Here is a 23,256-nt window from a genome sequence, read left to right as displayed (position 1 = left end):
TGCGAAGCGGACCCCAACATCAAGCGCCGCGGTGTATCAGGCTTTGCATGGGGCTGCTTCATGCCAGCGGGAGCAAGCTCCCTCGCCACAAGCACCTATTGGGTTTGAGCCAAGGAATCACTCGAATGTTGCCGTTGTACAAAACCATCCCATCCCCGGTCGGCGAGCTGATCCTCGTTGCTCGCGACGCCAAGCTGGCAGCCATCCTGTGGGAAAACGAACGGCTCAACCGGGTGCGCCTCGGACCGCTGGAGCTCGACAGCAATCACCCGACCCTCAAGGAGGCCGAGCGCCAGTTGCTTGAATATTTCGCCGGTCAGCGCCGCCAGTTCGAGCTGGCACTGGACTTCGCCGGCACTGACTTCCAGGTGCGGGTCTGGCAGGCGTTGCTGACCATCCCGTTCGGCGAAACCCGCAGTTATCGCGACATCGCCATCCAGATCGGCCAACCGACCGCGACCCGGGCGGTAGGGGCGGCCAACGGCCGCAATCCGATCTCGATCATCGCCCCGTGTCATCGGGTCATCGGTACATCCGGCAGCCTCACCGGTTTCGCCGGCGGCCTCGCCGCCAAACAGTATTTGCTCAGCCTTGAAGGCCAGCAGAGCCTGCAACTGGCATTCTGACCTGGCCCAACCCCCCTATGGGAGCGAGCTTGCTCGCGAAAGCGGTCGTTCAGTTGCATAGGCGTTGATGACCTCTGACAGCAAGTGATCAGCTCATGGGTTTTTTTGGCGACAGCATGCGCGTTGGCGGCTTGCCATCGGCATTGTGTTGATAGATTCGCGCCGGTTGCCCCTGTTCGTTGAAAAATACCTGGCCGATCCCGGCCGAGTTCCATAACCGTTCCCCGGCCTCGGCGTGCTCCGGGACATGGGGAACGATGCGCATGCTGCGGCGCTTGGTGAACCAGTTCAACGGCGAACGGGGTGAATAGAGCCAGCGGTTCAGGCGGTCGAACCACTCCAGCAACGCCGGCGGAAATTCATTCTTGATGCCGCTGCTGGTGATCTGCCAGACGCGCGGGCCACCCTTGCGATGTGGGATCAATACCTCGTAGACGAACGAATAATGCACGTCGCCGGACAGCACCACATAGCTGCCCGGTGTGCGCGAGTGTCGGAAGATATTCAGAATCACCTGGGCCGCGCCACGGTGGGCCATCCAGTTTTCCGCGTCCACCAGCAGCGGGTAGCCGCACCAGCTGAACACCCGTTGTACGGTCTCGATCAGCTTGACGCCAAAAATCGGCGCCGGCGAGACGATGATCGCCGAAGGGTGGTCGAGCAATTCTTGTTGCAGTTCGCTCAGGGCCTCCCAATCCAGCAGGCCCGACGGCTGCTTGAGACTGTTCTCGCTGCGCCAACGGCGAGTACGGGTGTCGAGGACCACCAGCGCCGGGGTCGTCGGCAACACGTAATGCCATTGTTGGAAACTGAGCAATCTATCGATCAACGCATCCTGGGGGGCGCTGTCGATGTAGCGGTCCTGGGCGGTTCCGCTCAAGGCCACGGTTTGCTGGATGACCTCACCAAAGGCATCCGGGTTGTTGCCCCAGCCCTGGCAGAGCATGTAGGCGATCAATGCATTGCCGATGATGCGCTTGGAGAAGGGATGACCGTAGGCGGTTTCTTCCCATTGGGCGGACAGGTTCCAGTCGTCCGTGATGTCGTGATCATCGAAGATCATCAGGCAGGACAGGTGAGCAAATACCCGCGCCACGCCGTCCAGCCCGGTCTTGAAGGCCTCGATCCGTTGGTGTTCCAGCTCGTAGCGCTGGCGCCGTTCGACGGTCAGTTCCGGCGGTTGCGGATCGATCAGCGTCCACGGCACGGGTGACCACACCAGCAAATACATCGCCATGACTTCAGCGAAGGTCACCAAGTGATTATCGGCGCTGCTGCTGGTAAAGATCGGCTTGCGCGCCCCGCCGAAAAATCGTTCCCGCAGGGTTTCGTTGCTTTCCAGTGCCGGCAGCAGATCGGCGCGGTGGTAGTAACTGGCCGGGTGTTGGTAAAGCTTGGCGCTGTCTTGCACCACCGCGCCTTCAAGGCACTCTTCAAACAGCCCAAGGCGCTCGATCAAGGCATGGATCGCCCGCAGCATCGGGCCCGCCACATCATCGGCATACACCTGGTCGCCGCTCATCATCAGCAGCGCCGGCCGTTGTTCGGGGGATTGCGCCAACAACCGGTCGACGCAGAGCAATCCGTCGTTGGCGGGGAAATGGGGTTTGCGGCAGGAGCCGTGGACCAGTTGGTCGATGCGCGAATGCACCATGAAACTTGGACACCGTGCATCGTCATACACCAGATGCGGCGCCCATTCGGCGATGCCGGCACCGTCCACCAGCAGGTCATAGTCAATCGCCGCGTCCAGCGGCAGGGCGGTATCGAGTTGCACATCGATCAAATGCACAAACGCGTGGCGGCCCACCGGCACCACCGTGCAATGCAGGGCGTCGAGTTGCAGATCGGCTGCGCCGTCCAGCCGCAAGGTCAACGCCAACGGCCGCGAGCCCACCAGCCACATCACCAGCCGCCGGGGCTCCAGCCGCCGAAGCAGCGGGCCTACAAGGACGGAGGGCAGGGTGCAAGAGGTGTCGGAAGAGGACGGCAACATGCGTGGAAAAGCTCTGCTTTCAAAAGAAAGCGAGGATCATAACGCAATGTGCCCGAGGGCTGTGGAGGCTGCACTGGTGTGGCGAGGGAGCAAGCTCCCTCGCCACAAGACTTAGCTCATGCCCAGCCAGTTCGGCAATGCCAACGAGATCCATGGCACATAAGTAATCAGCACCAGGAACGCCAGCAGGATCATCAGCCACGGCATGGCCGCGCGGATGGTCGCTGTCAACGACATGCCTGTCACCGCCGAGGTGACGAACAGGTTCAGCCCCACCGGCGGTGTGATCAGGCCGATCTCCAGGTTCACCACCATGATGATGCCCAGGTGGATCGGGTCGATGCCCAGTTTCATGGCGATGGGGAACAGGATCGGCGCCAGGATCAGGATGATCGCCGACGGCTCCATGAACGCACCGGCAATCAGCAGCACGATGTTCACCACCAGCAGGAAGGTCACCGGCGTCAGCCCGGCTTCGATCACCCACGCAGTGATCTGCTGCGGCAGTTGCTCGGTGGTCAGCACGTGGGCGAAGAGCATGGCGTTGGCGATGATGAACATCAGCATGATGCTCAACTTGGCCGACTCCAACAGCACCTTGGGCGTTTCGCGGAACGTCAGGTCCTTGTAGACGAACAGTGCGATAAACGCCGAGTAGACCGCCGCCACGGCTGCTGCTTCGGTGGGTGTGAACATCCCCGAATAAATCCCCCCGAGGATGATCACCATGAGCAGCAGGCCCCAGCCTGCCTTGCGCGCTGCCGTCAGCCATTCACGCAAGGTTGCCCTGGGCATGGCCGGCAGGTTTTTCTTCACCGCGACAATGTAGATCACCACCATCAAGGCGGTCCCAAGCAGCAGGCCCGGTATCACACCGGCCATGAACAACTTGCCCACCGAGGTTTCGGTCGCGGCGGCGTACACCACCATGACGATCGACGGCGGGATCAAGATGCCCAGGGTGCCCGCGTTACAGACAATACCCGCGCCAAATGCCTGCGGATAACCCGAACGCACCATGCCGGCGATGGCAATGGAGCCCACCGCCGCCACCGTCGCGGGGCTGGAGCCGGACAAGGCGGCAAACAGCATGCACGCCAGCACCGCCGCAATCGCCAGGCCGCCACGGATGTGGCCGACGCAGGCGTTGGCAAAGTCGATCAGCCGTCGCGCCACGCCGCCCGTGGTCATGAACGCACCGGCCAGCAGGAAGAACGGAATCGCCAGCAGGGTGTAGTGTTCGCTGGTTTCGAACAGCTTGATCGCCAGGGAACGTACCGAGTCGGGGCTGAAGAAAATGATCGTCAGCGATCCGGCCAGGCCCAGGGAAATCGCGATCGGCACGCCGATAAACATCAGCACGAACAGCGCGAGGAACAGGAAGGCAATGGTCATGGCTTGTCTTCCTCGATATCGGTCAGTTTGATCGCTTCCGCCGCTTCATCAGCCAGGCCCAGGCCGGTCTGACGATTCATCAGGATGCGTACGAGAATTTCCGCAAAGCGGATGAATACCAACGCGAATCCTACGGGCACGATCAGCCCGATATGCCATTGCATGATGCCGAAGTGGCCGAGGTCTTCGGCGCCGATCTCGGCAATCATCAAGGTGTTGATCCACTCGAAACTCGCCACCGCGAGCAACCCGGCATAACCCAGGCAGCACAGGCAGGCGATCACGCCGATGTAGCGTTGCACCGGTTTGCTCGCCAGTTTCACCAGCGCATCGACACCGATGTGCCCGGCGGTGCGCACGCCGTAGGACAAGCCGAAGAAAATCAACCAGCCGAACAGCGCCTTGGTCAAGGAGCTGCTCCAGGTCATGGCCTGGGCCATGCCCATGATGCCGTCGCCGATGGCGAACATGGGCTCGCTGGCGGCCGGCCAGTTGTCGCCAAGGCTGTAGAACACCGCATAAAGGTTGTTGAGGACCACGTAGACGAAGGTGACCAACGTCATGGCGGCCAAAAGGAAGGCAATGAAAGCTTCCTCGAAATGTTCCCAAGTGCGCCGAAGGGCGTTCATGGATGGCATCTCCTGCAGGGAGGACGACAGGTCGGCGCTGCCATGACGGCAGCGCCGGCCAACCCATTACTGAGCCTTGTTGGAGGCTTCGGCGGCCTTGATCAGGTCGGCACCGATGTCACCTTCGAACTTCTTCCACACCGGTTTCATCTTCTCGCGCCATTCGTTGCGCTGTTCAGGGGTGAGCGTAATGATCTCGGTGGTCTTGGCGTTGATAATGTTCTGCTTGTCTTTCTGGTTCAGTTGCTCGGCTTCTTTGTTCACGTGCTTGGTAACTTCCACCACGATCTTGTCCAGTTCGGTACGAACGTCTGGGTCCAGGCCGTTCCAGAACTTGGTATTGGTGATCAGCATGTAGTCGAGCAAGCCGTGGTTGGACTCGGTGATGTACTTCTGAACTTCATGCATCTTCTGGCTGTAGATGTTCGAGTACGGGTTTTCCGCACCGTTGACCACGCCAGTCTGCAGGCCTTGGTACACCTCGGCGAAGCTCATCTTGCGCGGGTTGGCGTTCACCGCCTTGAACTGTTCTTCCAGTACGGCCGACGCCTGAACGCGGAACTTCAGGCCACGGGCGTCCTTGGGTTCGCGCAGTGGCTTGTTGGCGGACAGTTGCTTCATGCCGTTGTGCCAATAGGCCAGGCCGGTGATGTTCTTGCTTTCCATGGACTTGAGCAGTTTCTGGCCCTCTGGGCTCAGCTGGAAGCGGTCCACGGCGGAGATGTCATCGAACAGAAAGGGCAGGTCAAACAACTGCACCGTCTTGGTGTACTGCTCGAACTTGGCCAGGGACGGGGCGATCATCTGCACGTCGCCCAACAGCAGGGCTTCCATTTCCTTGCCGTCGCCGAACAGCGAGGAGTTAGGGTACACCTCGACTTTGACTTTGCCCGGCAGGCGTTCTTCCACCAACTTCTTGAACAGCAGCGCGCCCTGGCCCTTTGGCGTTTGTTCAGCCACCACGTGCGAGAACTTGATGACCACCGGATCAGCCGCCATGGCGGTGCTCAGCGCGCTGAGAGCCAGCGTGCAGACGAGTGCTTTCCACATAGGTTTAAACATTGCGGTTTCCTTTTATTTTTAGTTTCGCCCGTGCGGGCTCATTCAAAACACAACGCACGGTGGGACAGTTGCAAGTCTAGGCAGAAATTAGCTTGCCGGGGCATTGTGACATCAAGTGCGCGGCTTTACTGCGTCTTGTTGGACGCTTCGGCAGCCTTGATCAGGTCCGGGCCGATATCTGCTTCAAACTTCGCCCAAACGGGCTTCATCTTGTCGCGCCACGCGTTGCGCTCGTCCGCCGTGAGGGTGGTGATTTCGGTGGTCTTGGCGGCCAGAACCCGTTCCTTGTCGTGCTGGTTCAGTCGCTGCGCCTCTTTGTTGGCATGGGCGGTTGCCTCGACCACGATCTTGTCCAGTTCGACTCGAATGTCCGCTGGCAAACCGTTCCAGAAATCGGACGTGGTAATGAGCATGTAGTCGAGAATGCCGTGGTCCGTCTCGGTGACGTACTTCTGCACCTCGTTCAGTTTCTGGTTGTAAAAGTTCGAATAGGGGTTCTCCGCGCCATTGACCACACCCGCGCGCAGGGCCTGATACACCACCGAAAAAATCATCGGTTGCCCTTTGGCGCCTACCGCCTTGAACTGCTCCTCCAGCACGGCGGAAGTCTGCACACGAAACACCAGGCCCTGCGCATCGCTGGGCATGCGCAGCGGTTTGTTCGCCGAGAGCTGTTTCATGCCGTTGTGCCAATAGGCCAGGCCAGTGATGTTCTTGCTCTCCATGGACTTGAGCAATTGCTGGCCCTGGGGGCTTTGTTGGAAGCGATCTACCGCCGCGATGTCATCGAACAGGAACGGCAGGTCGAACAGTTGGACTTTGCGGGTGTACTGCTCGAACTTCGCCAGGGACCTGGCAATGATCTGCACGTCTCCCAGCAGCAAGCCTTCCATCTCCTTGTCATCGCCCAACAGCGTGGAGTTGGGGTAAACCTCGACCTTCACCTTGCCCGCCAAGCGTTCTTCCGCCAGTTTCTTGAACATCAGCGCGCCTTGGCCCTTCGGCGTCTGCTCGGCGACTACGTGGGAGAACCTGATGACGATGGGATCGGCTGCCATGGCGGCGCTCGATGCGGTAATGACCAATGTACAGGCGAGCGCTTTCCACAAGGATTTGAGCATGGCGGATCTCTTGGAATTATGTTTATCGTACGGACACCTTCGATGCCCCTGCGAACAGCAAACAATGGCAAGTCTAGGAGATAAAATGCGGGCCGCCGGGCTGTTTTGGCGTGGTGGGTAAAATCGCTTGGCACCTGCCGGGACTGGCCTTCAGAATCAAGCAAGCAGGATGTTCTCAAATACCAGCAAGGACTTCGCTCCATGATCGATTTCAACAACAAAGGTTTCTTCAAGCTCAAGCAAAACGATGAGTACGCCGAACGCGTCACAGCCCTCTTGCTGGACGGCGAACAAGTCATCGACGCCTACAAGTCCATGCGCGATGGGGTGGTCTTTACCAACAAACGCATCATTGCCGTGAACGTGCAGGGCATCACCGGCAGCAAAAAGGACTTCACTTCGCTGCCCTATAAAAACATCGTCGCGTACTCGGTGGAAACCTCCGGCACCTTCGACCTGGATTCTGAACTGGAGATTTACTTTTCGTCCCTGGGCAAGGTGAAGTTCGAATTCACCGGCAAGACCGGTATCGTTGAAATCTCCAAGGTCATCTCCAGGCACCTCTTGGCCTGATCCCGGCAGGCCGGCTGGAGCTCAGGGCTCCAGCGACGGCCCCTTCAACTCGATCTGGTTGCCATCCGGATCGCAGCAGTAGATCGATAAGCCCTTACCCTCCGCCCCGAAGCGCATTTGCGCTTTCTCGACCTCCAGGCCGGCTGCGTGTAGATGAGCGAGCAGCGCTGGTTCGTCGAACGGTTCGATGCGCAGGCAGAAATGGTCGACGTTATGGCCGTGTTCGCCGGCTGCTTCGCCACCCTGACGGCCAAGTGGCCCGTCGACGTCCACCAGATCGATCATCGATGCACCGGCGCCGAGGTGGATCAGTCCCAGCTCGTCCCGACGTTTCCTGAGCTCGCAACCCAATACCGATGTGTAGAAGGCGAGGCTGCGTTCGATGTCTTTCACGCGCAAGACGATGTGGTCGATGCGCTCGATGCTGAAGTTCTTCATGTCGGCCTCCGCATGAGTTCTGGCGCCAATGAGTCCAGTCACTGTAGCCAATGATTCCCGCAACGGGCACGGGCTGATTCGTGGCGAGGAAGTGGTTTGTGGTATGACGACTTCTTAAGATTGTCATGGTTGTAAAAAGCTGTCCGGACAAGATAAATCTCTTCTTTCGTTGATTTGATGGGTTGACATGCCGGCTAAGGTGCCCAAATAATCGGACACGTTGTATGACGACATACAAATATAAATAACAACACGGTGCCCTCCCTATGAGAATCACAGGCGTTCACGTCGAAATATTTTCCACTCCGTCGCGTCGCGCCCAGGACAGCGCCGGCCACGCTCATCCCGGCGACGAAGTCATGATCAAGATGGCCCTGCTGCGGATCAGCTGTGACGATGGATCGGAGGGTTATGCGTTCGGTACGCCTGAATTGATTCGACCGCACATCATCGAATCCTACGTGCGCAAGGTGCTGATCGGTCGCGACCCGATGGACCGTGAGCGCATCTGGCAGGACCTGGCGCATTGGCAGCGCGGTAGCGCAGGGCAGTTCACCGACCGGGCGCTGGCCCTGGTGGAACAAGCCTTGTGGGATCTGGCCGGGCGCAAGCTGAAGCTGCCGGTGCACAAGCTCATCGGCGGTTACCGCGACAAAGTCCTGGCCTACGGCTCGACGATGTGCGGCGATGATCTGCCGGGCGGTCTATCGACGCCGGATGAGTACGGCCAGTTTGCCGAAAAGCTCGTCGAGCGCGGCTACAAGGCAATCAAGCTGCACACCTGGATGCCGCCGATTTCCTTCGCGCCAAATCCGCAAATGGATATCCAGGCCTGCGCCGCCGTGCGCGAAGCGGTTGGCCCGGACATCGCGCTGATGCTCGACGGCTACCACTGGTACAGCCGCATGGACGCGCTGACCATCGGCAAGGCCCTGGAAAAGTTGAATTTCGCCTGGTTCGAAGAGCCGATGATGGAAGACTCCGCCGAGTCCTACGCCTGGCTGGCGGCCAACCTGGATATTCCGGTGCTGGGCCCCGAAAGCATCGCCGGCAAATTCCACAGCCGCGCCAGTTGGGTCACGCACAAATCCTGTGACATCCTGCGCGCCGGCGTGGCCGGCGTCGGCGGCATCGGGCCCTGCCTGAAAGTGGCGCACCTGGCCGAGTCGTTCGGCATGGATTGCGAAGTCCACGGCAACGGCGCGGCGAACCTCGCCGTGGTGGGGGCGATCAGCAATTGTCGTTGGTACGAGCGTGGCCTGCTGCACCCGTTCCTCGATTACGAGCAAGTGCCGGCGCATCTCAACAGCATCGTCGATCCGATGGACGCCGACGGTTATGTGCACCTGTCTGATCGGCCGGGGTTGGGCGAGGACATCAACTTCGCCTATATCGAAGCCAACACATTATCCCGACATTGATGGCGCACTGCGTCCGGGGCTGAATGGCCCGGACGGCAAGTCTATATAAATATAAAAAAGGACTGAACCATGAAACTCTGGCCCAAGCGCCTGTCCAGGCTGCTGTGTGTCATCGTGGCGCTGTGCACAGTGCAGGTGCCCGTCAGCCTGGCCAAAGGCGAAACGCCCGCCGACCAATTGGTGGTGGGCATGAGCATGATCAACCTGCTGTCCCTGGACCCGGCCGCCGCGACGGGCCTGGAGGTTGCCGAGGTCAACGCCAACGTCTACGACATGCTCCTGGAGCAAGACGCGGCGCAGCCGGACACGCTGGTTCCGGCCTTGGCCAAAAGCTGGGAAATCAGCCCGGACCGGATGCGCCTGACGTTTCAATTGCGCGACGACGTACGCTTTCACTCCGGCGCTCCGCTCACTGCGCAGGATGTCGCCTGGTCCTTGCAGCGCGTTGTCATCCTCAACCGCGCCTTGGCTTCGACTTGGAAAGCTTACGGTTTCACAGCCGAAAATGTCGTCAAACTGATGCGGGCAGAAGGGCCGCACACCTTTGTCATGGAGCTGGCGCGCAGCACCGATCCGCTGCTGGTGCTCAATACCTTGGCAACTTCGCCCAGTGCCTTCATCGTCGACCGCTCGGTGGCCTTGCAGCATCAGGTCGGTGACGATCAGGGCGCGGCCTGGCTGGCTACGCATACGGCCGGGTCAGGCGCATTCAAGCTCGACATATGGCGGGCCAACGATGTGATCCTGATGAGTCGCAATGACGACTATTGGCGCGGCGCGCCGAAGTTGCGCCGGGTGATCATGCGCAACATGACCGAGTCACAGGCGTTGCGCCTGATGGTCGAGCGGGGTGACCTGGACGTAGCGCGCGGCATGGCCGCCACCGACATCAAGGCGCTGGGCAAGGTCGACGAGGTGCGCATTCAGAGCATCGCCCGCGGAACGCTGTACTACGTGGCGATGAGCATGCAGCAACCGCTGTTCCAGGACATCCGCGTGCGCCAGGCGATCCGTCTGTTGATCGACTACCAGGGCATCAACGATGTGGTGATGCCGCATTACGGCGTGATCAACCAGCGGCCGATGCAGTTGGGCTTGCCGGCGCGCCTGGACGATCCGGGTTATCGCCTGGACGTGGCCAAGGCCAAGCGGCTGCTGGCGGAGGCCGGACATGCCGAAGGCTTCAAGGTGAGCATTCGCTCGCTGACCGACCCGCCGTTCATCAACATCGCCACCAGCCTGCAAGCGACGCTGGCCCAGGCGGGCATCCAGGCGACGATCATCACCGGCACCGGCAACCAGATTTACGGGGCGATGCGCGACCGACAGTTCGACATCCTCGTGGGGCGTGGTGGTGGCGGGGCTGAGCGCCATCCGCATTCGAGCCTGCGCGCTCTGGTGTACAACCCGGACAACCGCACCGAAGCCAAGTTGAGCAACTTCCAGGGCTGGCGCACCTCGTTCTTCAACCCGCAGCTCAACCAGTTGATCGAACAGGCCGAGAGCGAGCGCGACCCCGAGCGCCAGCGGCAAATGTACGCCCAGGTCCAGACCCTCTATGACCAACAGGCCGGGGCAATCATGCCGGTCTCGCAGATGGTCGATGAGGTGGTGATCCACGCTGACGTGCGCAACTACATCGGACACACCGCCGCTACCACGCGCCTTCGGGACGTCTACAAGCAGCGCTGAAATCGACGGCCGCAGGCCAAGGCAGGAATGAATATGTCGACTGCATCCTTTTCAATCTGGACCACCCGGGCCGTTTCGGCGACCCGGCGCGGCGGCTCGGTGGCGGTGACGCTGCTGGGGTTGCTGCTGCTGACTTTCTTTATCGGGCGCGTGATGCCCCTGGACCCGGTGCTGGCCATCGTCGGCCCGGACGCCGACGCTTCGGCGTATGCCCAGGTATATAAAGAGCTCGGCCTGGACAAGCCATTGTGGACCCAGTTCGCTATCTATCTCGGCGATCTGGTTCACGGTGATTTCGGCATGGCGTTGCTGACGGGCAACCCAGTCATCACTGACATCGCCCGAGTATTCCCGGCGACATTGGAACTGGCGACCCTGGCCATTCTGTTCGGCGTGCTGGCGGGCCTGCCGCTGGGTGTCTACGCGGCGACCCATCAGGGCCGTGCCGGTGACCATATCGCACGGCTGATCACACTGTTCGGTTATTCCACGCCGATTTTCTGGATCGGCATGATGGCTTTTTTGGTGTTCTACGCCTGGCTGGGTTGGGCCGGCGGCGTTGGGCGGATCGGCCTGGCCTATGACGGGCTGATCCCCAGTCACACCGGATTGTTGTTGATCGACACGGCTTGGTCCGGCGATTGGGAGGCCTTTCGCAGCGCACTGCGGCACATCCTGCTGCCGGCGGTGATCCTCAGCTTCAACTCGGTCGCCTACATCAGTCGCATGACCCGCAGCTTCATGCTCGAACAGCTGTCCCAGGAGTACATCATCACGGCCCGGGTCAAGGGTCTGTCCCAACGCAAGATCGTCTGGGGCCATGCCTTCGGCAACATTCGCGTGCAGCTGTTGACCATTGTTGCGCTGGCCTACGGCGGGTTGCTCGAAGGCGCGGTGCTGATCGAAACCGTGTTTGCCTGGCCGGGCTTCGGGCAGTACCTGACGAGCAGTCTGTTGCTCGGTGACATGAACGCGGTGATGGCTTGCGTTCTGTTGATCGGCCTCATCTTCGTGACGCTGAACCTGATCAGCGATGCGCTCTACAAGATCTTCGACCCGAGGACTCGCTAATGAACCTGCCCCTTGCTTCCAGCGCAGCCGGCAGTGCCGCGCTGCCTGCTTCGAGTACGGCTGCGCTGGTCGCCAGCGCCACCCGGCTGCTGCGATTTCTGCTGCGCAACCCGATGACGTTCGCCGGCCTGGTCGTCGTCTCGACCCTGATCCTGGTCGCGGCCTTCGCGCCCTGGATCGCCGGTCACGATCCCTTGGCGCAGAACCTTGCTGGCGCGTTGCATGCGCCCAGCAGCGAGCACTGGTTCGGCACTGACGAGTACGGTCGCGATGTGTTCGCCCGGCTGGTGTATGGCTCGCGCATCACGCTGTACATCGTCTTGCTGGTGACGGTGATCGTCGGCCCTATCGGCCTGTTGGTCGGCACGGTTTCCGGTTACTTCGGCGGTTGGGTCGACAGCCTGTTCATGCGCATCACTGACATCTTCATCTCGTTCCCCAGCCTGGTGTTGGCGCTGGCTTTCATCGCTGCCCTCGGCCCGGGCCTGGAGCACGCGGTGATCGCCATCGCGCTGACGGCGTGGCCGCCGATAGCCCGATTGGCACGCGCTGAAACCCTGCCGCTGCGCAACGCTGACTTTGTCGTGGCGGTCCAGCTCCAGGGCGCGTCGAGTCCCCGGATCATCCTGCGCCACATCATTCCGATGTGCCTGTCGTCAGTGATCATCCGCCTGACCATGAACATGGCGAGCATCATCCTCACCGCCGCCGCCCTGGGCTTTCTCGGCCTCGGCGCTCAGGCACCCTTGCCGGAGTGGGGGGCGATGATCTCCACCGGGCGGCGCTACATGCTCGAAAGCTGGTGGCTGGTGGCGGCGCCCGGTGCGGCGATCATGCTGGTCAGCCTGGCCTTCAACCTGTTGGGCGACGGCTTGCGCGACGTCCTTGATCCCCGCAGCCAATCCTGAGGAACAAGTCATGACTGAGATAAAACTTGCGGTACAGGATTTGTGCGTGGAGTTTCGCAACGCGGGCAAAACCTCGCTGGCGGTGCGTGATGTGTCGTTCAACCTGGGCCGGGAAAAACTCGCCATTGTCGGCGAATCCGGCTCGGGCAAATCCACCGTCGGCCGCAGCCTTTTGCGTCTGCATCCGCCGACGGCGCGGGTCACCGCCAAGACCCTGCGCTTCGCCGATATCGACTTGCTGAGCGCGAGCGAAAAGCAGATCCAGGCGATTCGCGGCGCGCGCATGTCGATGATCATGCAAGACCCGAAATATTCACTGAACCCGGTGGTGCGCGTTGGCGAGCAAATCGCCGAAGCCTATCTTGCCCATCACAAAGTGCCCCATCGCCAAGCGCGGGAACGGGCCTTGGACATGCTCGCAAAGGTGCACATTCGTGACCCTCGTCGGGTCTATGACCTGCACCCCCACGAAGTCTCTGGCGGCATGGGCCAGCGGATCATGATCGCCATGATGGTCATCACCGATCCCCAGGTGATCATCGCCGACGAACCCACCTCGGCCTTGGACGTATCGGTGCGCCGGCAGGTGCTCAACGTGCTGGAAGAGCTGGTCAGCGAGCGTGACCTTGGACTCATTTTCATCAGCCACGATTTGAACCTGGTACGGCATTTCTGCGACCGCGTGCTGGTGATGTACGCCGGCCGTGTGGTCGAGTCGATTGCCGCCGCCGACCTGGATAACGCCACCCATCCCTACACCCAAGGCCTGTTGGCCGCATTGCCCAGCCTGGACCATCCGCGCGCCACGCTGCCGGTGTTGCAGCGCGACCCACACTGGTTGAATCCTTGAGGAGCCTGTCATGAGCATGATCGAAATCACCGGCCTGAACCTCAGTTTCGGCACCGGCGCGGCACTGAACGCGGTACTGCACGACGTGGGCCTGAGCGTTGGCGAAGGTGAGGCGTTTGGCCTGGTGGGGGAGTCCGGTTCGGGCAAGACCACCGTGCTGCGTTGCCTGGCCGGACAATACCAGCACTGGACTGGTCAACTGCAAATCGCCGGCAGGGCAGTGACGCGCAAGCTGCCGCTGGACCACTACCGTACCGTGCAGATGGTTTTCCAGGACCCGTACGCCTCGCTGCATCCGCGCTACACCATCGACGCCGCGCTGCAGGAGCCACTGCGTATCCACGGTATCGACGGGCGTGGGCCGAAGGTCAGCGAGATCCTGCGCAAGGTTGGTTTGAACGACAGCTTTCGCTTTCGTTACCCGCATCAATTATCCGGCGGCCAGCGCCAACGCGTGGCGATTGCCCGTGCGCTGATCCTGCGCCCTCGGGTATTGCTGTTGGACGAGCCGACCTCGGCGCTGGATGTCTCGGTGCAGGCGGAAATCCTCAATCTGTTGGCCGATCTGCGTCGTCAGGAAGGGCTGACCTATTTGATGGTCACCCACGACTTGGCGGTCGTTGCGCATTTGTGCGATCGGCTGGCGGTGATGCAGCAGGGCAGGGTAGTGGAGACACTCGACAGTCACTTGCTCGCGAACAATGGCGCCGACCATGAATACACGCGCCTGTTGGTGCAAGCCAGTCGCGATATTCAACGCGTACCTATTGCCGTTTGAAGTAACTGACCCGCTGTACCTGTTTTAAACCGCAGAACACGTTGAACCGCACGTTTCAATGCGCGTACGCGCTCGCCTGCGATTTGGCGTTCAACCCAACTAATGATTTCAACTTACAAGAATAAAAAATATGAAAAAGACCCTCGTAGTTTTGTCGATCGCTTCGTTGTTCACCTCGGTTGTCGCTCAGGCGGATACCGGTTATATCAATGTCCGGCATCAATATGCTGAAAAGACTCGAATGCATGCCGACCGCGCCAAGTTCGGCATCAGGCTGGATAACGGCGTGGGCCTGGAAGGTGAACTCAAATACAAGACGGCCGGTGACCGGAAAGACGTCGCCTTCGACAATACCGTCGGCAGCGGCCATGAATTTACCGTCAACTACCAGCATAAGATCAATGATCGCTGGACGCTGACGCCTTCGTTGGCCCTGGACAGCGATGAGGAGTCCACCACCTACAAGTTGGGCCTGCGCCTGGGTTACCGAGTAACCAAAGAGCTGAGTATCGCCGGTCGCTATCGCTATGATTCAGCCAAGCTGGACCGCGACAAGATTGACCGTGACGTTCCGCACAATGGGCAAGACGACCAGAAGGTCAACCGTTACGATGTTTATGTCAACTACGGTCCTCAAGGACCGTGGGCCTATGAATATCAATTGACTTACTTCGATGCCGACTACATTCGCTATAACGGCGGTACTGACGACTATGAGCAGAATGCCGTGGTTAAATACCAGTGGGATAAACGCTGGGCGCCGTTCTTTGAAGTGGGTGATATCAAAGTCAACTCGGTGGACAGTGATCGACAACTGCGGTTGCGGGTCGGCGTTAAATACAGCTTCTTCTAAGTAGTGAGGCGGCACTGCTCATTCGAGCAATAGTTGAATTGCGTGGCGAGGGAGCTTGCTCCCGCTGGGCTGCGCAGCAGTCCTTCTTTGTGGGCACTTCGCGCCCAAGCGGGAGCAAGCTTCCTTGCCACAGGGGCCTACAAGCATTTAGTCGTTGTAGAACGCCTGGCGTTGTTGGGTTTCACACAGGCGCATGCGGCTGTTGCTCAAATGCAGGTACATGGCCGCCCGCGCCGCATCGACATTGCGACTGGCGATGGCATCGAAGATTTGCTGGTGCTCGGCATTGATCCCCTGCAGGTAGGCGCTGCGATCACTTTGCCCTGAGTAGGCGGAGTTCATCCGGGTGCGCGGGATCAGCTTCGTACCCAGGTGCTTCATGATGTCGATCAGGTAGTAATTGCCGGCCGCCTTGGCGATTTTCAAGTGGAACTGAAAGTCGGCGTTGATGGTGGTGCCGGATTTTTCCGGCCCTTGCAACAACGCATCCAACGCCTGGGCCAGTTCGGCCAGGGCTTCGGGCGTGGCGCGTTCGGCGGCCATGCCGGCGGCCTGCACTTCGAGGCTCAGGCGAAACTCCAGCAAGTTGAGCACGTCGGACAATGTGGCAATCGTCGCTGGCCCGAGGGTAAACCCTTCCGGTGCCGGCATATCCAGAACAAACGTGCCGACGCCATGGCGCGTCTCCACCAACCCCGCCGCCTGCAAACGCGACAATGCCTCGCGCACCACCGAACGGCTGACGCCTTCGGCTTCCATGATGTGCACTTCGGTGGGCAGTTTTTCGCCACATTTCAGGATGCCGTCGCGCATGCGCTGGGCAAAACGGTCGACCAGCGTTTCGGCCAGGCGGCGCGGCTTGTTCAATGGAGATAACGCTTGGTCCGTCATCGGCGTGCTCTAGTGAGATCAGCGGGCATTATAGTGAGTTTTGAGGCAAGGTCGCGGCTATAATGCCGCGATCGTCTGGCTTGATGGATAGGTGCAATGGAGCGTGTCACAACCGATCGACGCCTGAGCATGACTCAGCAACTGGTGGTCGACCTGACGCAGCAGATACTCGCGGGCGACCTGCCTGCGGGCAGCAAGTTGCCAACGGAACAGGTGATCATCAAGGAGCGTGGCGTCAGTCGGACCGTTGTCCGTGAAGCCATGTCCCGGCTCCAGGCTGAAGGCTTGGTGGAAACCCGACATGGCATCGGCACGTTCGTGGTGGACACCGCGCGCCCGGGAGATTTCCAGGGCGGCAAACATGTCAAGGGTGGCGCTTATGACGCGCTGGCCGTGATCGAACTGCGCCTGAGCCTGGAAGTGGAAGCTGCGGGTATCGCTGCGCAACGCGCCACGCCGGATCAGTTGCTAACGATGCGTGAGGCGCTCGATTCGGCGAATGCGCTTGATCCAACGGATGAGGAAAGCGCCCGGGTCGATTTCGAGTTTCATCGGCAGGTCGCCCAGTGCACCGGCAACAGCTTTTTCATTGATGCCATGGCCCATGTGGGCAACACGTTGATCGAGGTAGTGCAACAGGCCGGGCCGTCGGTGACAGGCCAGAACCGGGCACTGGTGGTGCGCGAGCGGGAGCAGATCTACGCGGCGTTGGCGCGGCACGATGCGCAAGCAGCACGGGCTTCGATGCGGTTGCATTTGATCAATATGTTGGAGCGAGTCCGGGGTGTGGTCAACTGAAGGCGCAATGACCTGCATCACCATCCACTGTGGGAGCGAGCTCGCTCCCACAGGTTGATCGGGGGTCAAACTTTCGCAGGGTTCTGCTTTTGCGGATCGATCCCATAAAGTGTGATCGCCTCAGCGACTTTTTTCCTTGGGATTTGCCCGTCGTCGGCCAGGGCCTTCAACGCCGCGAGGGCGATGAAGTGACGGTCCACCTCAAAGAATCTGCGCAGCGACTCGCGAGTGTCCGATTGACCGAAACCATCCGTGCCCAAGGCCACGAAGCGGCGCTTGGGTACGAACGGGCGGATCTGGTCGGCGAAAATCTTCATGTAGTCCGTCGCGACCACCACCGGGCCCTGTTTGTCGTGCAGGCAACTTTCCACATAACCGACGCGCGGCGCGTGCTCGGGATGCAGCAGGTTCCAGCGTTCGGCTTCCTGGCCGTCACGGCGCAGTTCGGTCAGGCTGGTCACGCTCCAGACTTCGCTGCTGACAGCAAAATCCTGTTCCAGCAATTGGGCCGCCGCAACGACTTCCTGAAGGATCGAACCGCAACCCATCAGCTGCACATGCTTGCCTTCGACAGGTTTTTCCGGCGCCGAGAGGCGGTACATGCCCTTGAGAATGCCTTCCTCGACACCTTCGGGCATCGGTGGGTGGGCGTAGTTTTCGTTCAGTACGGTGATGTAATAGAAGATGTCTTCGTTTTCAGCGTACATCCGCCGCATACCGTCCTGGATGATCACCGCCAGTTCGTAGGCGTAGGTCGGGTCGTAGGATACGCAACACGGGATGGTCGAGGACAGCACGTGGCTATGGCCGTCGTCGTGTTGCAGGCCTTCACCCATGAGCGTCGTCCTGCCGGAAGTCGCCCCGAGCAGGAAGCCGCGAGCGCGTGCGTCGCCCGCCGCCCAGGCCAGGTCGCCAACGCGCTGGAAGCCGAACATCGAGTAAAAGATGTAGAACGGCACCGTCATCACGCCATGGGTGCTGTAGGACGTGCTTGCGGCGATCCACGAAGATATCCCGCCGGACTCGTTCAGCCCCTCCTGCATGATCTGGCCGTCCCGGGCTTCTTTGTAGTAGCTCAACTGGCCGGCGTCTTGTGGGGTATACAACTGGCCGACATGGGAGTGAATGCCGATCTGGCGGAACAGGCTTTCCATGCCAAAGGTGCGAGATTCGTCCGGCACAATGGGCACGATCAGCTTGCCGATGTTCGGGTCCTTGAGCAGCGTGCCGAGGATGCGCACGAACGCCATGGTGGTGGAAATCGCCCGTTCGCCCGTGCCTTTGAGCTGTGTATCCAGCGCTGATAAGGGTGGCACCTGCAATGGCGCCACGGCGTTGAAACGCGCCGGGATATAGCCGCCCAACTGGGTCCGCCTGGCTTGCAGGTAGAGGGCTTCGACGCTGTCCGCGGCGGGTTTGAGATAAGGCATGTCACCCAACTGGTCGTCGGTGAGCGCCAGTGCGAACCGGTCACGGAACGCCTTGACCGCCTCGTCGCCCATTTTCTTGAGTTGATGATTGATGTTCTGGCCTTCACCCGCTTCGCCCATGCCGAAGCCTTTCACGGTCTTGGCCAGAATGACTGTCGGCCCGCCAGTGTGGCGCATGGCAGCGGCATAGGCGTTGTAGACTTTTTCCGGATCGTGGCCACCGCGAGACAACTTCCAGATGTCGTCGTCGCTCAGGTCGCTGACCAGCTCCAGCAACTGGGGATACTTGCCGAAGAAGTGTTCACGCACATAGGCGCCGTTCTGGGATTTGTAGTTCTGGTAGTCGCCGTCAACGCATTCCATCATCCGTTGGCGCAGCAGGCCGCTCTTGTCCTTTTCCAGCAGGGCATCCCAGCCGCTGCCCCAGATCACCTTGATGACATTCCAGCCGGCCGCCCGGTACAGGCTTTCGAACTCCTGGATCACCTTGCTGTTGCCACGCACCGGACCGTCCAGGCGTTGCAGGTTGCAGTTGACGACAAAAATGATGTTGTCGAGCTTCTCCCGGCCCGCCAGGGAAATGGCCGCCAGCGATTCCGGCTGATCCATTTCACCGTCACCGAGAAACGCCCAGACTTTACGGCCTTGGTGTTCTTTCAGGCCACGATCTTCAAGGTAGCGCATGAACCGGGCCTGATACGCGGCGGTGATCGGTCCGAGCCCCATGGAGACCGTTGGAAACTGCCAGAAGTCTGGCATCAGCCGTGGATGCGGATAGGACGAAACACCGTCGCGGTCGGTCTCGCGGCGGAAGTTGTCCAGCTGCTCTTCGCTCAGGCGACCTTCCAGATAGGCGCGTCCATAGATGCCGGGGGAAGAATGGCCTTGGATGTACACCATGTCGCCAGCGAATTGCTCGGTGCGGCCACGGAAAAAATGCTCGAAGCCGACGTCGTACAAAACGGCCGCCGATGCATAGGACGCGATGTGCCCGCCCACGTTTGAATGTTTGCCGGCGCGCAGCACCATGGCCAGTGCGTTCCAACGGATATAGGCGTTGATCCGGCGTTCGACGGCCAGGTCGCCAGGATAGGGCTGCTGGCGGTCGACCGGGATCGTATTGACGTAGGGGGTCGTCACTCGGCCGTAGAAATCGCCGTGGCGGTTGGCGTCGAAATCAAGCATCTGGTCGATCAGGTAGTGAGCGCGAGGGCGCCCTTCGACGCTTGCCACTGACTCAATGGATTCGAGCCATTCGCGAGTCTCTTGTGGATCCTCGTCGAGAAACATGGATTGTTGTGCCATCGTTGTCGTCTCCTGGACAGTGCTGCAGCACCGAGTCGTTTGGTGCCTGACTAAGGGGCGTGGGTGGACGCCAACCTTCTGGAATTTTGTAGTTGCATTTGCAACTACGAGCGAGAATTTATCCTGCCACGCGCTACAATTGCAACTAAATCGATCTCATCAAAAAGGTGCTGCATGTCTTCAAACGAGCCGGACACCTGGTTCAGATTCGTCCGGGCCCACCGCTGCCTGATCCGCGAAATAGAGCGTCGCCTGGCGGCTGAGGGGCTGCCTGCCTATGCTTGGTACGACGCGTTATGGGGCTTGGAAAGTGGCCCTGACGGCGCGCGGCGGATGAGCGAATTGGCCGATGTCATGGCCATCGAACGCTACAATCTCACGCGCCTGGTCGACCGCCTGGAGGCTGAGGGCCTGGTCATCCGCAGCCGCGCCAGCGACGACGGTCGAGGCGCGTACGCGGCCATCACCGAGAGCGGGAAAGCGCTGCGCAAGAAGATGTGGAAGGTCTATGAAGGCGCGGTGGACGAATTGTTCCTGTCGCAGTTCGATGACGACCAGCAACGAGTCTTCAGCGAAGCATTGGAACGTGCGGCCAAAGCGGCGCGCTCCAGTGGGCGAGCGGGATGAGCGATGTGTGGTCATTGCAACAGGTATTGGCTCATCGCCTGCTCGACCAACGCTCGGTCGATAAGCCCATCCTGAGCCAGGGCCTGCAACGACGACACCACGATCCAGTGTTTATCCACCGCTGCGCAAGCGGCACCGATAGAGTCGGCGCCGAGGGCCACGAACCGTGAGCCGATGTGGCTGCCGATCTGCTCGGCGACGTGCTGCGCGTAACCCGTCACCGCGACGACCGGACTGTCCGAGGAGCCCAGGCAGTCGAGCAGATGCGACGATCGTCTTGGCATCCCGGGGTGCATGCGATTCCAACGCTGTGCCTTGTCCGCGTCACGGGCCAAGCGGGTATAGCTGGGGCAGCTCCACAATTCGCTCGCGATGCCCCAGTGGTCGCTCAACATTTGCCCCGCGCTCACCACCGATTGCAACGCCAACCCCGCGCCCAACAAGCGAACCCGAGGGGCGCCAACATTGGTCTCGATTTCGGTCAGCTTGTACATTCCCTTGAGCGCCTGGCTCGCGCTGGCATTGCCGATTGGGGCCAGGAAATCATTGGGCTCATCGTGAAGCGCCATGTAATAAAAACCATCGTTGCCCTCCACGTAAAGGCTCTCCAGAGCGGCCAGGGCAATGGCATGCGCTTCGGCGCCGCTGGCTGGGTCGAATGGCAGGCATTGCGGATTGGCCACCAGCCAGAGCGGCACCCAGGGATGAGCCCCCTTGGGCCAGCGCGAGGGCAGGGTTTCTATGTCGTTGCACAGTATTCCGCGGTTTGCCGATTCGTTTGACAGCGCGCAAAGTTCGGCCGATGTCGCTGAACTGGTCAGGTACAACAGCGGTTTCTCGCTCGCGCGGGCGGCAGGGCTCATGCGCAACGGCCAAGCACTGATGCGGGTGTGATGGCTTTCGGCTTGAGGCTGTTTGTTGGCTCGAATCACCCAGATGTTCCGAGCTGTTCCCGGATCTCTTTCGAGGCGGTTGGCAATATCGATCATGGTGTAGAGCGGCGAGCAAAACCCACCTGCGTGCTGATCGGCAAGCGTTCGAATCTTATCGATACAGGCCTGTGCGGCGAGGCGGGTCTCAGGCGTTTTACTGAAGCTGGAAAAGCCGATCATTCCACAATCTCCGTGCGTTCCGTCGTGCTTGCACCTTACTGCACGGATTAATATGATTGCAAATGCAATTAAATTGATACGAAATGGAGTTCCTCATGAGCGCTGCTGTTCCGATCACGCTGTATACGACCGATACGCCTAACGGACAAAAAATCAGTATTTTCCTGAAGGAGGCAGGGATTGCTTGCGAAATTGTGAAACTCAACCTCTCGGAAGGCCGACAACACTCGCCGGAATTCCTGGCCATCAATCCGAACGGGAAAATCCCCGCCATCGTTGATCACCAAGCGGGCGTTTCGGTTTTTGAATCCGCCGCCATCCTGGATTACCTGTCGCACAAGCATGGTTTTTTGCAACCCGATGCGTCTACCGAACGGCTCGCGGTCCAACAATGGCTGTTCTTCCAGGTCGGGGCCATTGGTCCAATGTTGGGCCAACTGTGGTGGTTCCTGCATGGCAGCACTACACGCAACGAGGAAGCTATAACACGTTATCGCAGAGAGGCCCTGCGCCTTTATGGGGTGGTGGATAAGCAGTTGGCCGAGCGCAGTTACCTGGCGTGCGAGCAATATTCCATTGCCGATATCGCGGCGTTTCCCTGGTTGCGCACCTACGAAGAGTTGGACCTGAATATCACGGCGTTCCCCCATGTGCTGCGCTGGTTGAAAACGATTGAGTCCCGTCCTGCCGTGCAAGCCGGGCTCGCCGAATCCCGGGATATGCCGGTAAGTTGATACACGTTCCATACAGACTCTAAACTGGAGCGAGCCGCCTGATCCGCAAGAGAAGGACGGCTTACCCCAACGGAGGCGAGTCTTGCTTCAATTCGGTCGTCGAGTATGTAGTGGTCATTTGGCTTTACTACGAATTGAGACTTGGATTGAATGCTTTTTTCATCATTCTGCAGCAAGGATCTACTCAAGCAACGAAACCATAAAAAAGGGAGTTTTTATGAGCAATCAAGCTTTGAGAGGGCGGCGCTTCATCAATACCGGGTCTGAATTGGATGAAAGACTCAAGAATACATTCGAGAAGTGCCTGCGGCCGTTGGAAGGTTGTCATTATGCTTACTTTGTCATGTACAAGGGGCGTGAAGTAAAACCGAGGATTTTCTCAAATTATCCGAAACGCTGGCTCGACGTGTATAGGGCTGAGAATTTCCACCTTATCGATCCGGTCATTAAACATGGCATGAAATGCATAGCGCCGTTCTTTTGGCATGAAGCGCTTGAATCCAAGACGTCAGGTCAAGGGCAGGCGGTTTTTGCATCGTCGGAAAAATACCGGATATCGGACGGCTTCACTTTCAACCTGCACGATGCCAATGGCTTGTTTGCTGCACTGAGTATCAGCAATACCGAGCGTCGTCAGGATTTCGAGCAGACCATGACGCGCAGGGCGGCAGAAATCCAGATGACGCTCGTTCAGTTTCAAAGCAGGTTGACTGATTGTTTTTCGTTGAGCGAATTATTCCCGGAGTTGACCGAAGCCGGGCTGTCGGACAGGGAGCTTGGGGTCCTGAAATGGGTCGTCATGGGTAAGGCTTACAGCGAAATCGCCGCTATCCATGCCATCTCCGTGCGCACCGTTAAATTCCATATGGCGAACATCGTGGACAAGCTCTGCGTCTGCAACGCCAAGCAAGCGGTCTACAAGGCTGTCAGCATGGGGCTGGTCTGA

At 59.7% G+C, this 23,256-nt stretch carries 22 protein-coding genes; 13 read left to right on the top strand and 9 right to left on the bottom strand.

Annotated features, from left to right (window positions below):
• The first annotated feature begins 125 nt into the window (after window positions 1-125).
• Window positions 126-626 carry a methylated-DNA--[protein]-cysteine S-methyltransferase gene (locus J3Q04_RS20715; protein WP_434609621.1) on the top strand — a complete coding sequence of 167 codons (501 nt, stop codon included), beginning with the start codon at window positions 126-128 and terminating at the stop codon, window positions 624-626.
• Window positions 627-714: 88 nt separating this feature from the next.
• On the opposite strand, the gene J3Q04_RS20710 is transcribed toward J3Q04_RS20715, so the two are convergent.
• The 5 genes from J3Q04_RS20710 to J3Q04_RS20690 form a co-directional block, all read right to left on the bottom strand.
• Window positions 715-2,622: an alkaline phosphatase D family protein gene (locus tag J3Q04_RS20710; protein WP_434609623.1), complete on the bottom strand. Its 1,908-nt coding sequence runs from the start codon at window positions 2,620-2,622 to the stop codon at window positions 715-717.
• Window positions 2,623-2,733: 111 nt separating this feature from the next.
• Window positions 2,734-4,017: a C4-dicarboxylate TRAP transporter large permease protein DctM gene (dctM, locus tag J3Q04_RS20705; RefSeq protein ID WP_420764102.1), complete on the bottom strand. Its 1,284-nt coding sequence runs from the start codon at window positions 4,015-4,017 to the stop codon at window positions 2,734-2,736.
• The gene (locus J3Q04_RS20700) at window positions 4,014-4,646 is read right to left on the bottom strand and encodes a TRAP transporter small permease (protein ID WP_420764103.1); all 633 of its coding nucleotides are present in this window, start codon (window positions 4,644-4,646) and stop codon (window positions 4,014-4,016) included. Before J3Q04_RS20700 ends, dctM begins: the two co-directional genes overlap by 4 nt.
• Window positions 4,647-4,712: 66 nt before the next feature.
• The gene (gene dctP, locus J3Q04_RS20695) at window positions 4,713-5,708 is read right to left on the bottom strand and encodes a C4-dicarboxylate TRAP substrate-binding protein DctP (protein ID WP_434609626.1); all 996 of its coding nucleotides are present in this window, start codon (window positions 5,706-5,708) and stop codon (window positions 4,713-4,715) included.
• 125 nt (window positions 5,709-5,833) lie between these two features.
• Complete coding sequence (locus J3Q04_RS20690; protein WP_434609629.1) at window positions 5,834-6,829, bottom strand: TRAP transporter substrate-binding protein; 996 nt, start codon at window positions 6,827-6,829, stop codon at window positions 5,834-5,836.
• 201 nt (window positions 6,830-7,030) lie between these two features.
• Between J3Q04_RS20690 and J3Q04_RS20685 the strand changes: the two genes are divergently transcribed.
• On the top strand, window positions 7,031-7,402 hold the full coding sequence (locus J3Q04_RS20685; protein WP_039592153.1) for a PH domain-containing protein: 372 nt from the start codon (window positions 7,031-7,033) through the stop codon (window positions 7,400-7,402).
• 21 nt (window positions 7,403-7,423) lie between these two features.
• On the opposite strand, the gene J3Q04_RS20680 is transcribed toward J3Q04_RS20685, so the two are convergent.
• The gene (locus J3Q04_RS20680) at window positions 7,424-7,840 is read right to left on the bottom strand and encodes a VOC family protein (RefSeq protein ID WP_420764106.1); all 417 of its coding nucleotides are present in this window, start codon (window positions 7,838-7,840) and stop codon (window positions 7,424-7,426) included.
• Between the two features lie 266 nt (window positions 7,841-8,106).
• Between J3Q04_RS20680 and J3Q04_RS20675 the strand changes: the two genes are divergently transcribed.
• The 7 genes from J3Q04_RS20675 (at window position 8,107) to J3Q04_RS20645 (ending at window position 15,413) form a co-directional block, all read left to right on the top strand.
• Window positions 8,107-9,261, top strand: a complete 1,155-nt coding sequence (locus J3Q04_RS20675) for a mandelate racemase family protein (protein ID WP_434609632.1) — start codon at window positions 8,107-8,109, stop codon at window positions 9,259-9,261.
• 69 nt (window positions 9,262-9,330) lie between these two features.
• Complete coding sequence (locus tag J3Q04_RS20670) at window positions 9,331-10,953, top strand: ABC transporter substrate-binding protein (RefSeq protein WP_434609634.1); 1,623 nt, start codon at window positions 9,331-9,333, stop codon at window positions 10,951-10,953.
• A gap of 33 nt (window positions 10,954-10,986) precedes the next feature.
• Window positions 10,987-12,024, top strand: coding sequence for an ABC transporter permease (locus tag J3Q04_RS20665; protein ID WP_420764109.1), 1,038 nt, complete (start codon window positions 10,987-10,989; stop codon window positions 12,022-12,024).
• On the top strand, window positions 12,024-12,932 hold the full coding sequence (locus J3Q04_RS20660) for an ABC transporter permease (protein ID WP_420764110.1): 909 nt from the start codon (window positions 12,024-12,026) through the stop codon (window positions 12,930-12,932). The genes J3Q04_RS20665 and J3Q04_RS20660 overlap by 1 nt, the downstream gene beginning before the upstream one ends.
• 10 nt (window positions 12,933-12,942) lie before the next feature.
• Window positions 12,943-13,782, top strand: coding sequence for an ABC transporter ATP-binding protein (locus J3Q04_RS20655; protein WP_420764111.1), 840 nt, complete (start codon window positions 12,943-12,945; stop codon window positions 13,780-13,782).
• 10 nt (window positions 13,783-13,792) lie between these two features.
• Window positions 13,793-14,560 carry an ABC transporter ATP-binding protein gene (locus tag J3Q04_RS20650; RefSeq protein ID WP_420764112.1) on the top strand — a complete coding sequence of 256 codons (768 nt, stop codon included), beginning with the start codon at window positions 13,793-13,795 and terminating at the stop codon, window positions 14,558-14,560.
• 130 nt (window positions 14,561-14,690) lie between these two features.
• Window positions 14,691-15,413 (top strand): oligogalacturonate-specific porin KdgM family protein, encoded by a 723-nt coding sequence (locus J3Q04_RS20645; protein WP_434609638.1) that lies wholly within the window; start codon window positions 14,691-14,693, stop codon window positions 15,411-15,413.
• A 147-nt stretch (window positions 15,414-15,560) separates the two neighbouring features.
• Here J3Q04_RS20645 and J3Q04_RS20640 read toward each other — a convergent pair whose 3' ends face one another.
• Window positions 15,561-16,304 (bottom strand): FadR/GntR family transcriptional regulator, encoded by a 744-nt coding sequence (locus J3Q04_RS20640; protein ID WP_434609640.1) that lies wholly within the window; start codon window positions 16,302-16,304, stop codon window positions 15,561-15,563.
• Between the two features lie 96 nt (window positions 16,305-16,400).
• Between J3Q04_RS20640 and J3Q04_RS20635 the strand changes: the two genes are divergently transcribed.
• Window positions 16,401-17,102 carry a FadR/GntR family transcriptional regulator gene (locus J3Q04_RS20635; protein ID WP_434609642.1) on the top strand — a complete coding sequence of 234 codons (702 nt, stop codon included), beginning with the start codon at window positions 16,401-16,403 and terminating at the stop codon, window positions 17,100-17,102.
• A 65-nt stretch (window positions 17,103-17,167) separates the two neighbouring features.
• Here the strand turns inward: J3Q04_RS20635 and aceE are convergent, their stop codons facing one another.
• Entirely contained in the window at window positions 17,168-19,837 is a 2,670-nt protein-coding gene (gene aceE / locus J3Q04_RS20630; protein ID WP_434609645.1) for a pyruvate dehydrogenase (acetyl-transferring), homodimeric type, read from the bottom strand.
• A 174-nt stretch (window positions 19,838-20,011) separates the two neighbouring features.
• Between aceE and J3Q04_RS20625 the strand changes: the two genes are divergently transcribed.
• Window positions 20,012-20,464 (top strand): MarR family winged helix-turn-helix transcriptional regulator, encoded by a 453-nt coding sequence (locus J3Q04_RS20625; protein WP_434609647.1) that lies wholly within the window; start codon window positions 20,012-20,014, stop codon window positions 20,462-20,464.
• Between the two features lie 11 nt (window positions 20,465-20,475).
• Here J3Q04_RS20625 and J3Q04_RS20620 read toward each other — a convergent pair whose 3' ends face one another.
• Window positions 20,476-21,576 (bottom strand): transketolase-like TK C-terminal-containing protein, encoded by a 1,101-nt coding sequence (locus tag J3Q04_RS20620; protein WP_434609649.1) that lies wholly within the window; start codon window positions 21,574-21,576, stop codon window positions 20,476-20,478.
• 95 nt (window positions 21,577-21,671) lie between these two features.
• Here J3Q04_RS20620 and J3Q04_RS20615 point away from each other — a divergent pair, with 95 nt between their 5' ends.
• Together J3Q04_RS20615 and J3Q04_RS20610 are read left to right on the top strand one after the other, a co-directional pair.
• Entirely contained in the window at window positions 21,672-22,310 is a 639-nt protein-coding gene (locus J3Q04_RS20615) for a glutathione S-transferase family protein (protein WP_434609651.1), read from the top strand.
• A 217-nt stretch (window positions 22,311-22,527) separates the two neighbouring features.
• Complete coding sequence (locus J3Q04_RS20610; RefSeq protein WP_434609653.1) at window positions 22,528-23,256, top strand: helix-turn-helix transcriptional regulator; 729 nt, start codon at window positions 22,528-22,530, stop codon at window positions 23,254-23,256.

The sequence above is a fragment of the Pseudomonas sp. D4-21 genome (assembly GCF_051132125.1).
Classification (GTDB): domain Bacteria; phylum Pseudomonadota; class Gammaproteobacteria; order Pseudomonadales; family Pseudomonadaceae; genus Aquipseudomonas.
Note: the sequence above shows the minus strand (reverse complement) of the source record. Positions and strands in the feature narration are given on the sequence as shown.

Coding starts and splice junctions, on each gene's coding strand:
- J3Q04_RS20715 (WP_434609621.1), top strand. CDS start 126: ATGTTGCCGTTGTACAAAACCATCCCATCCCCGGTCGGCGAGCTGATC.
- J3Q04_RS20710 (WP_434609623.1), bottom strand. CDS start 2,622: ATGTTGCCGTCCTCTTCCGACACCTCTTGCACCCTGCCCTCCGTCCTT.
- dctM (WP_420764102.1), bottom strand. CDS start 4,017: ATGACCATTGCCTTCCTGTTCCTCGCGCTGTTCGTGCTGATGTTTATC.
- J3Q04_RS20700 (WP_420764103.1), bottom strand. CDS start 4,646: ATGAACGCCCTTCGGCGCACTTGGGAACATTTCGAGGAAGCTTTCATT.
- dctP (WP_434609626.1), bottom strand. CDS start 5,708: ATGTTTAAACCTATGTGGAAAGCACTCGTCTGCACGCTGGCTCTCAGC.
- J3Q04_RS20690 (WP_434609629.1), bottom strand. CDS start 6,829: ATGCTCAAATCCTTGTGGAAAGCGCTCGCCTGTACATTGGTCATTACC.
- J3Q04_RS20685 (WP_039592153.1), top strand. CDS start 7,031: ATGATCGATTTCAACAACAAAGGTTTCTTCAAGCTCAAGCAAAACGAT.
- J3Q04_RS20680 (WP_420764106.1), bottom strand. CDS start 7,840: ATGAAGAACTTCAGCATCGAGCGCATCGACCACATCGTCTTGCGCGTG.
- J3Q04_RS20675 (WP_434609632.1), top strand. CDS start 8,107: ATGAGAATCACAGGCGTTCACGTCGAAATATTTTCCACTCCGTCGCGT.
- J3Q04_RS20670 (WP_434609634.1), top strand. CDS start 9,331: ATGAAACTCTGGCCCAAGCGCCTGTCCAGGCTGCTGTGTGTCATCGTG.
- J3Q04_RS20665 (WP_420764109.1), top strand. CDS start 10,987: ATGTCGACTGCATCCTTTTCAATCTGGACCACCCGGGCCGTTTCGGCG.
- J3Q04_RS20660 (WP_420764110.1), top strand. CDS start 12,024: ATGAACCTGCCCCTTGCTTCCAGCGCAGCCGGCAGTGCCGCGCTGCCT.
- J3Q04_RS20655 (WP_420764111.1), top strand. CDS start 12,943: ATGACTGAGATAAAACTTGCGGTACAGGATTTGTGCGTGGAGTTTCGC.
- J3Q04_RS20650 (WP_420764112.1), top strand. CDS start 13,793: ATGAGCATGATCGAAATCACCGGCCTGAACCTCAGTTTCGGCACCGGC.
- J3Q04_RS20645 (WP_434609638.1), top strand. CDS start 14,691: ATGAAAAAGACCCTCGTAGTTTTGTCGATCGCTTCGTTGTTCACCTCG.
- J3Q04_RS20640 (WP_434609640.1), bottom strand. CDS start 16,304: ATGACGGACCAAGCGTTATCTCCATTGAACAAGCCGCGCCGCCTGGCC.
- J3Q04_RS20635 (WP_434609642.1), top strand. CDS start 16,401: ATGGAGCGTGTCACAACCGATCGACGCCTGAGCATGACTCAGCAACTG.
- aceE (WP_434609645.1), bottom strand. CDS start 19,837: ATGGCACAACAATCCATGTTTCTCGACGAGGATCCACAAGAGACTCGC.
- J3Q04_RS20625 (WP_434609647.1), top strand. CDS start 20,012: ATGTCTTCAAACGAGCCGGACACCTGGTTCAGATTCGTCCGGGCCCAC.
- J3Q04_RS20620 (WP_434609649.1), bottom strand. CDS start 21,576: ATGATCGGCTTTTCCAGCTTCAGTAAAACGCCTGAGACCCGCCTCGCC.
- J3Q04_RS20615 (WP_434609651.1), top strand. CDS start 21,672: ATGAGCGCTGCTGTTCCGATCACGCTGTATACGACCGATACGCCTAAC.
- J3Q04_RS20610 (WP_434609653.1), top strand. CDS start 22,528: ATGAGCAATCAAGCTTTGAGAGGGCGGCGCTTCATCAATACCGGGTCT.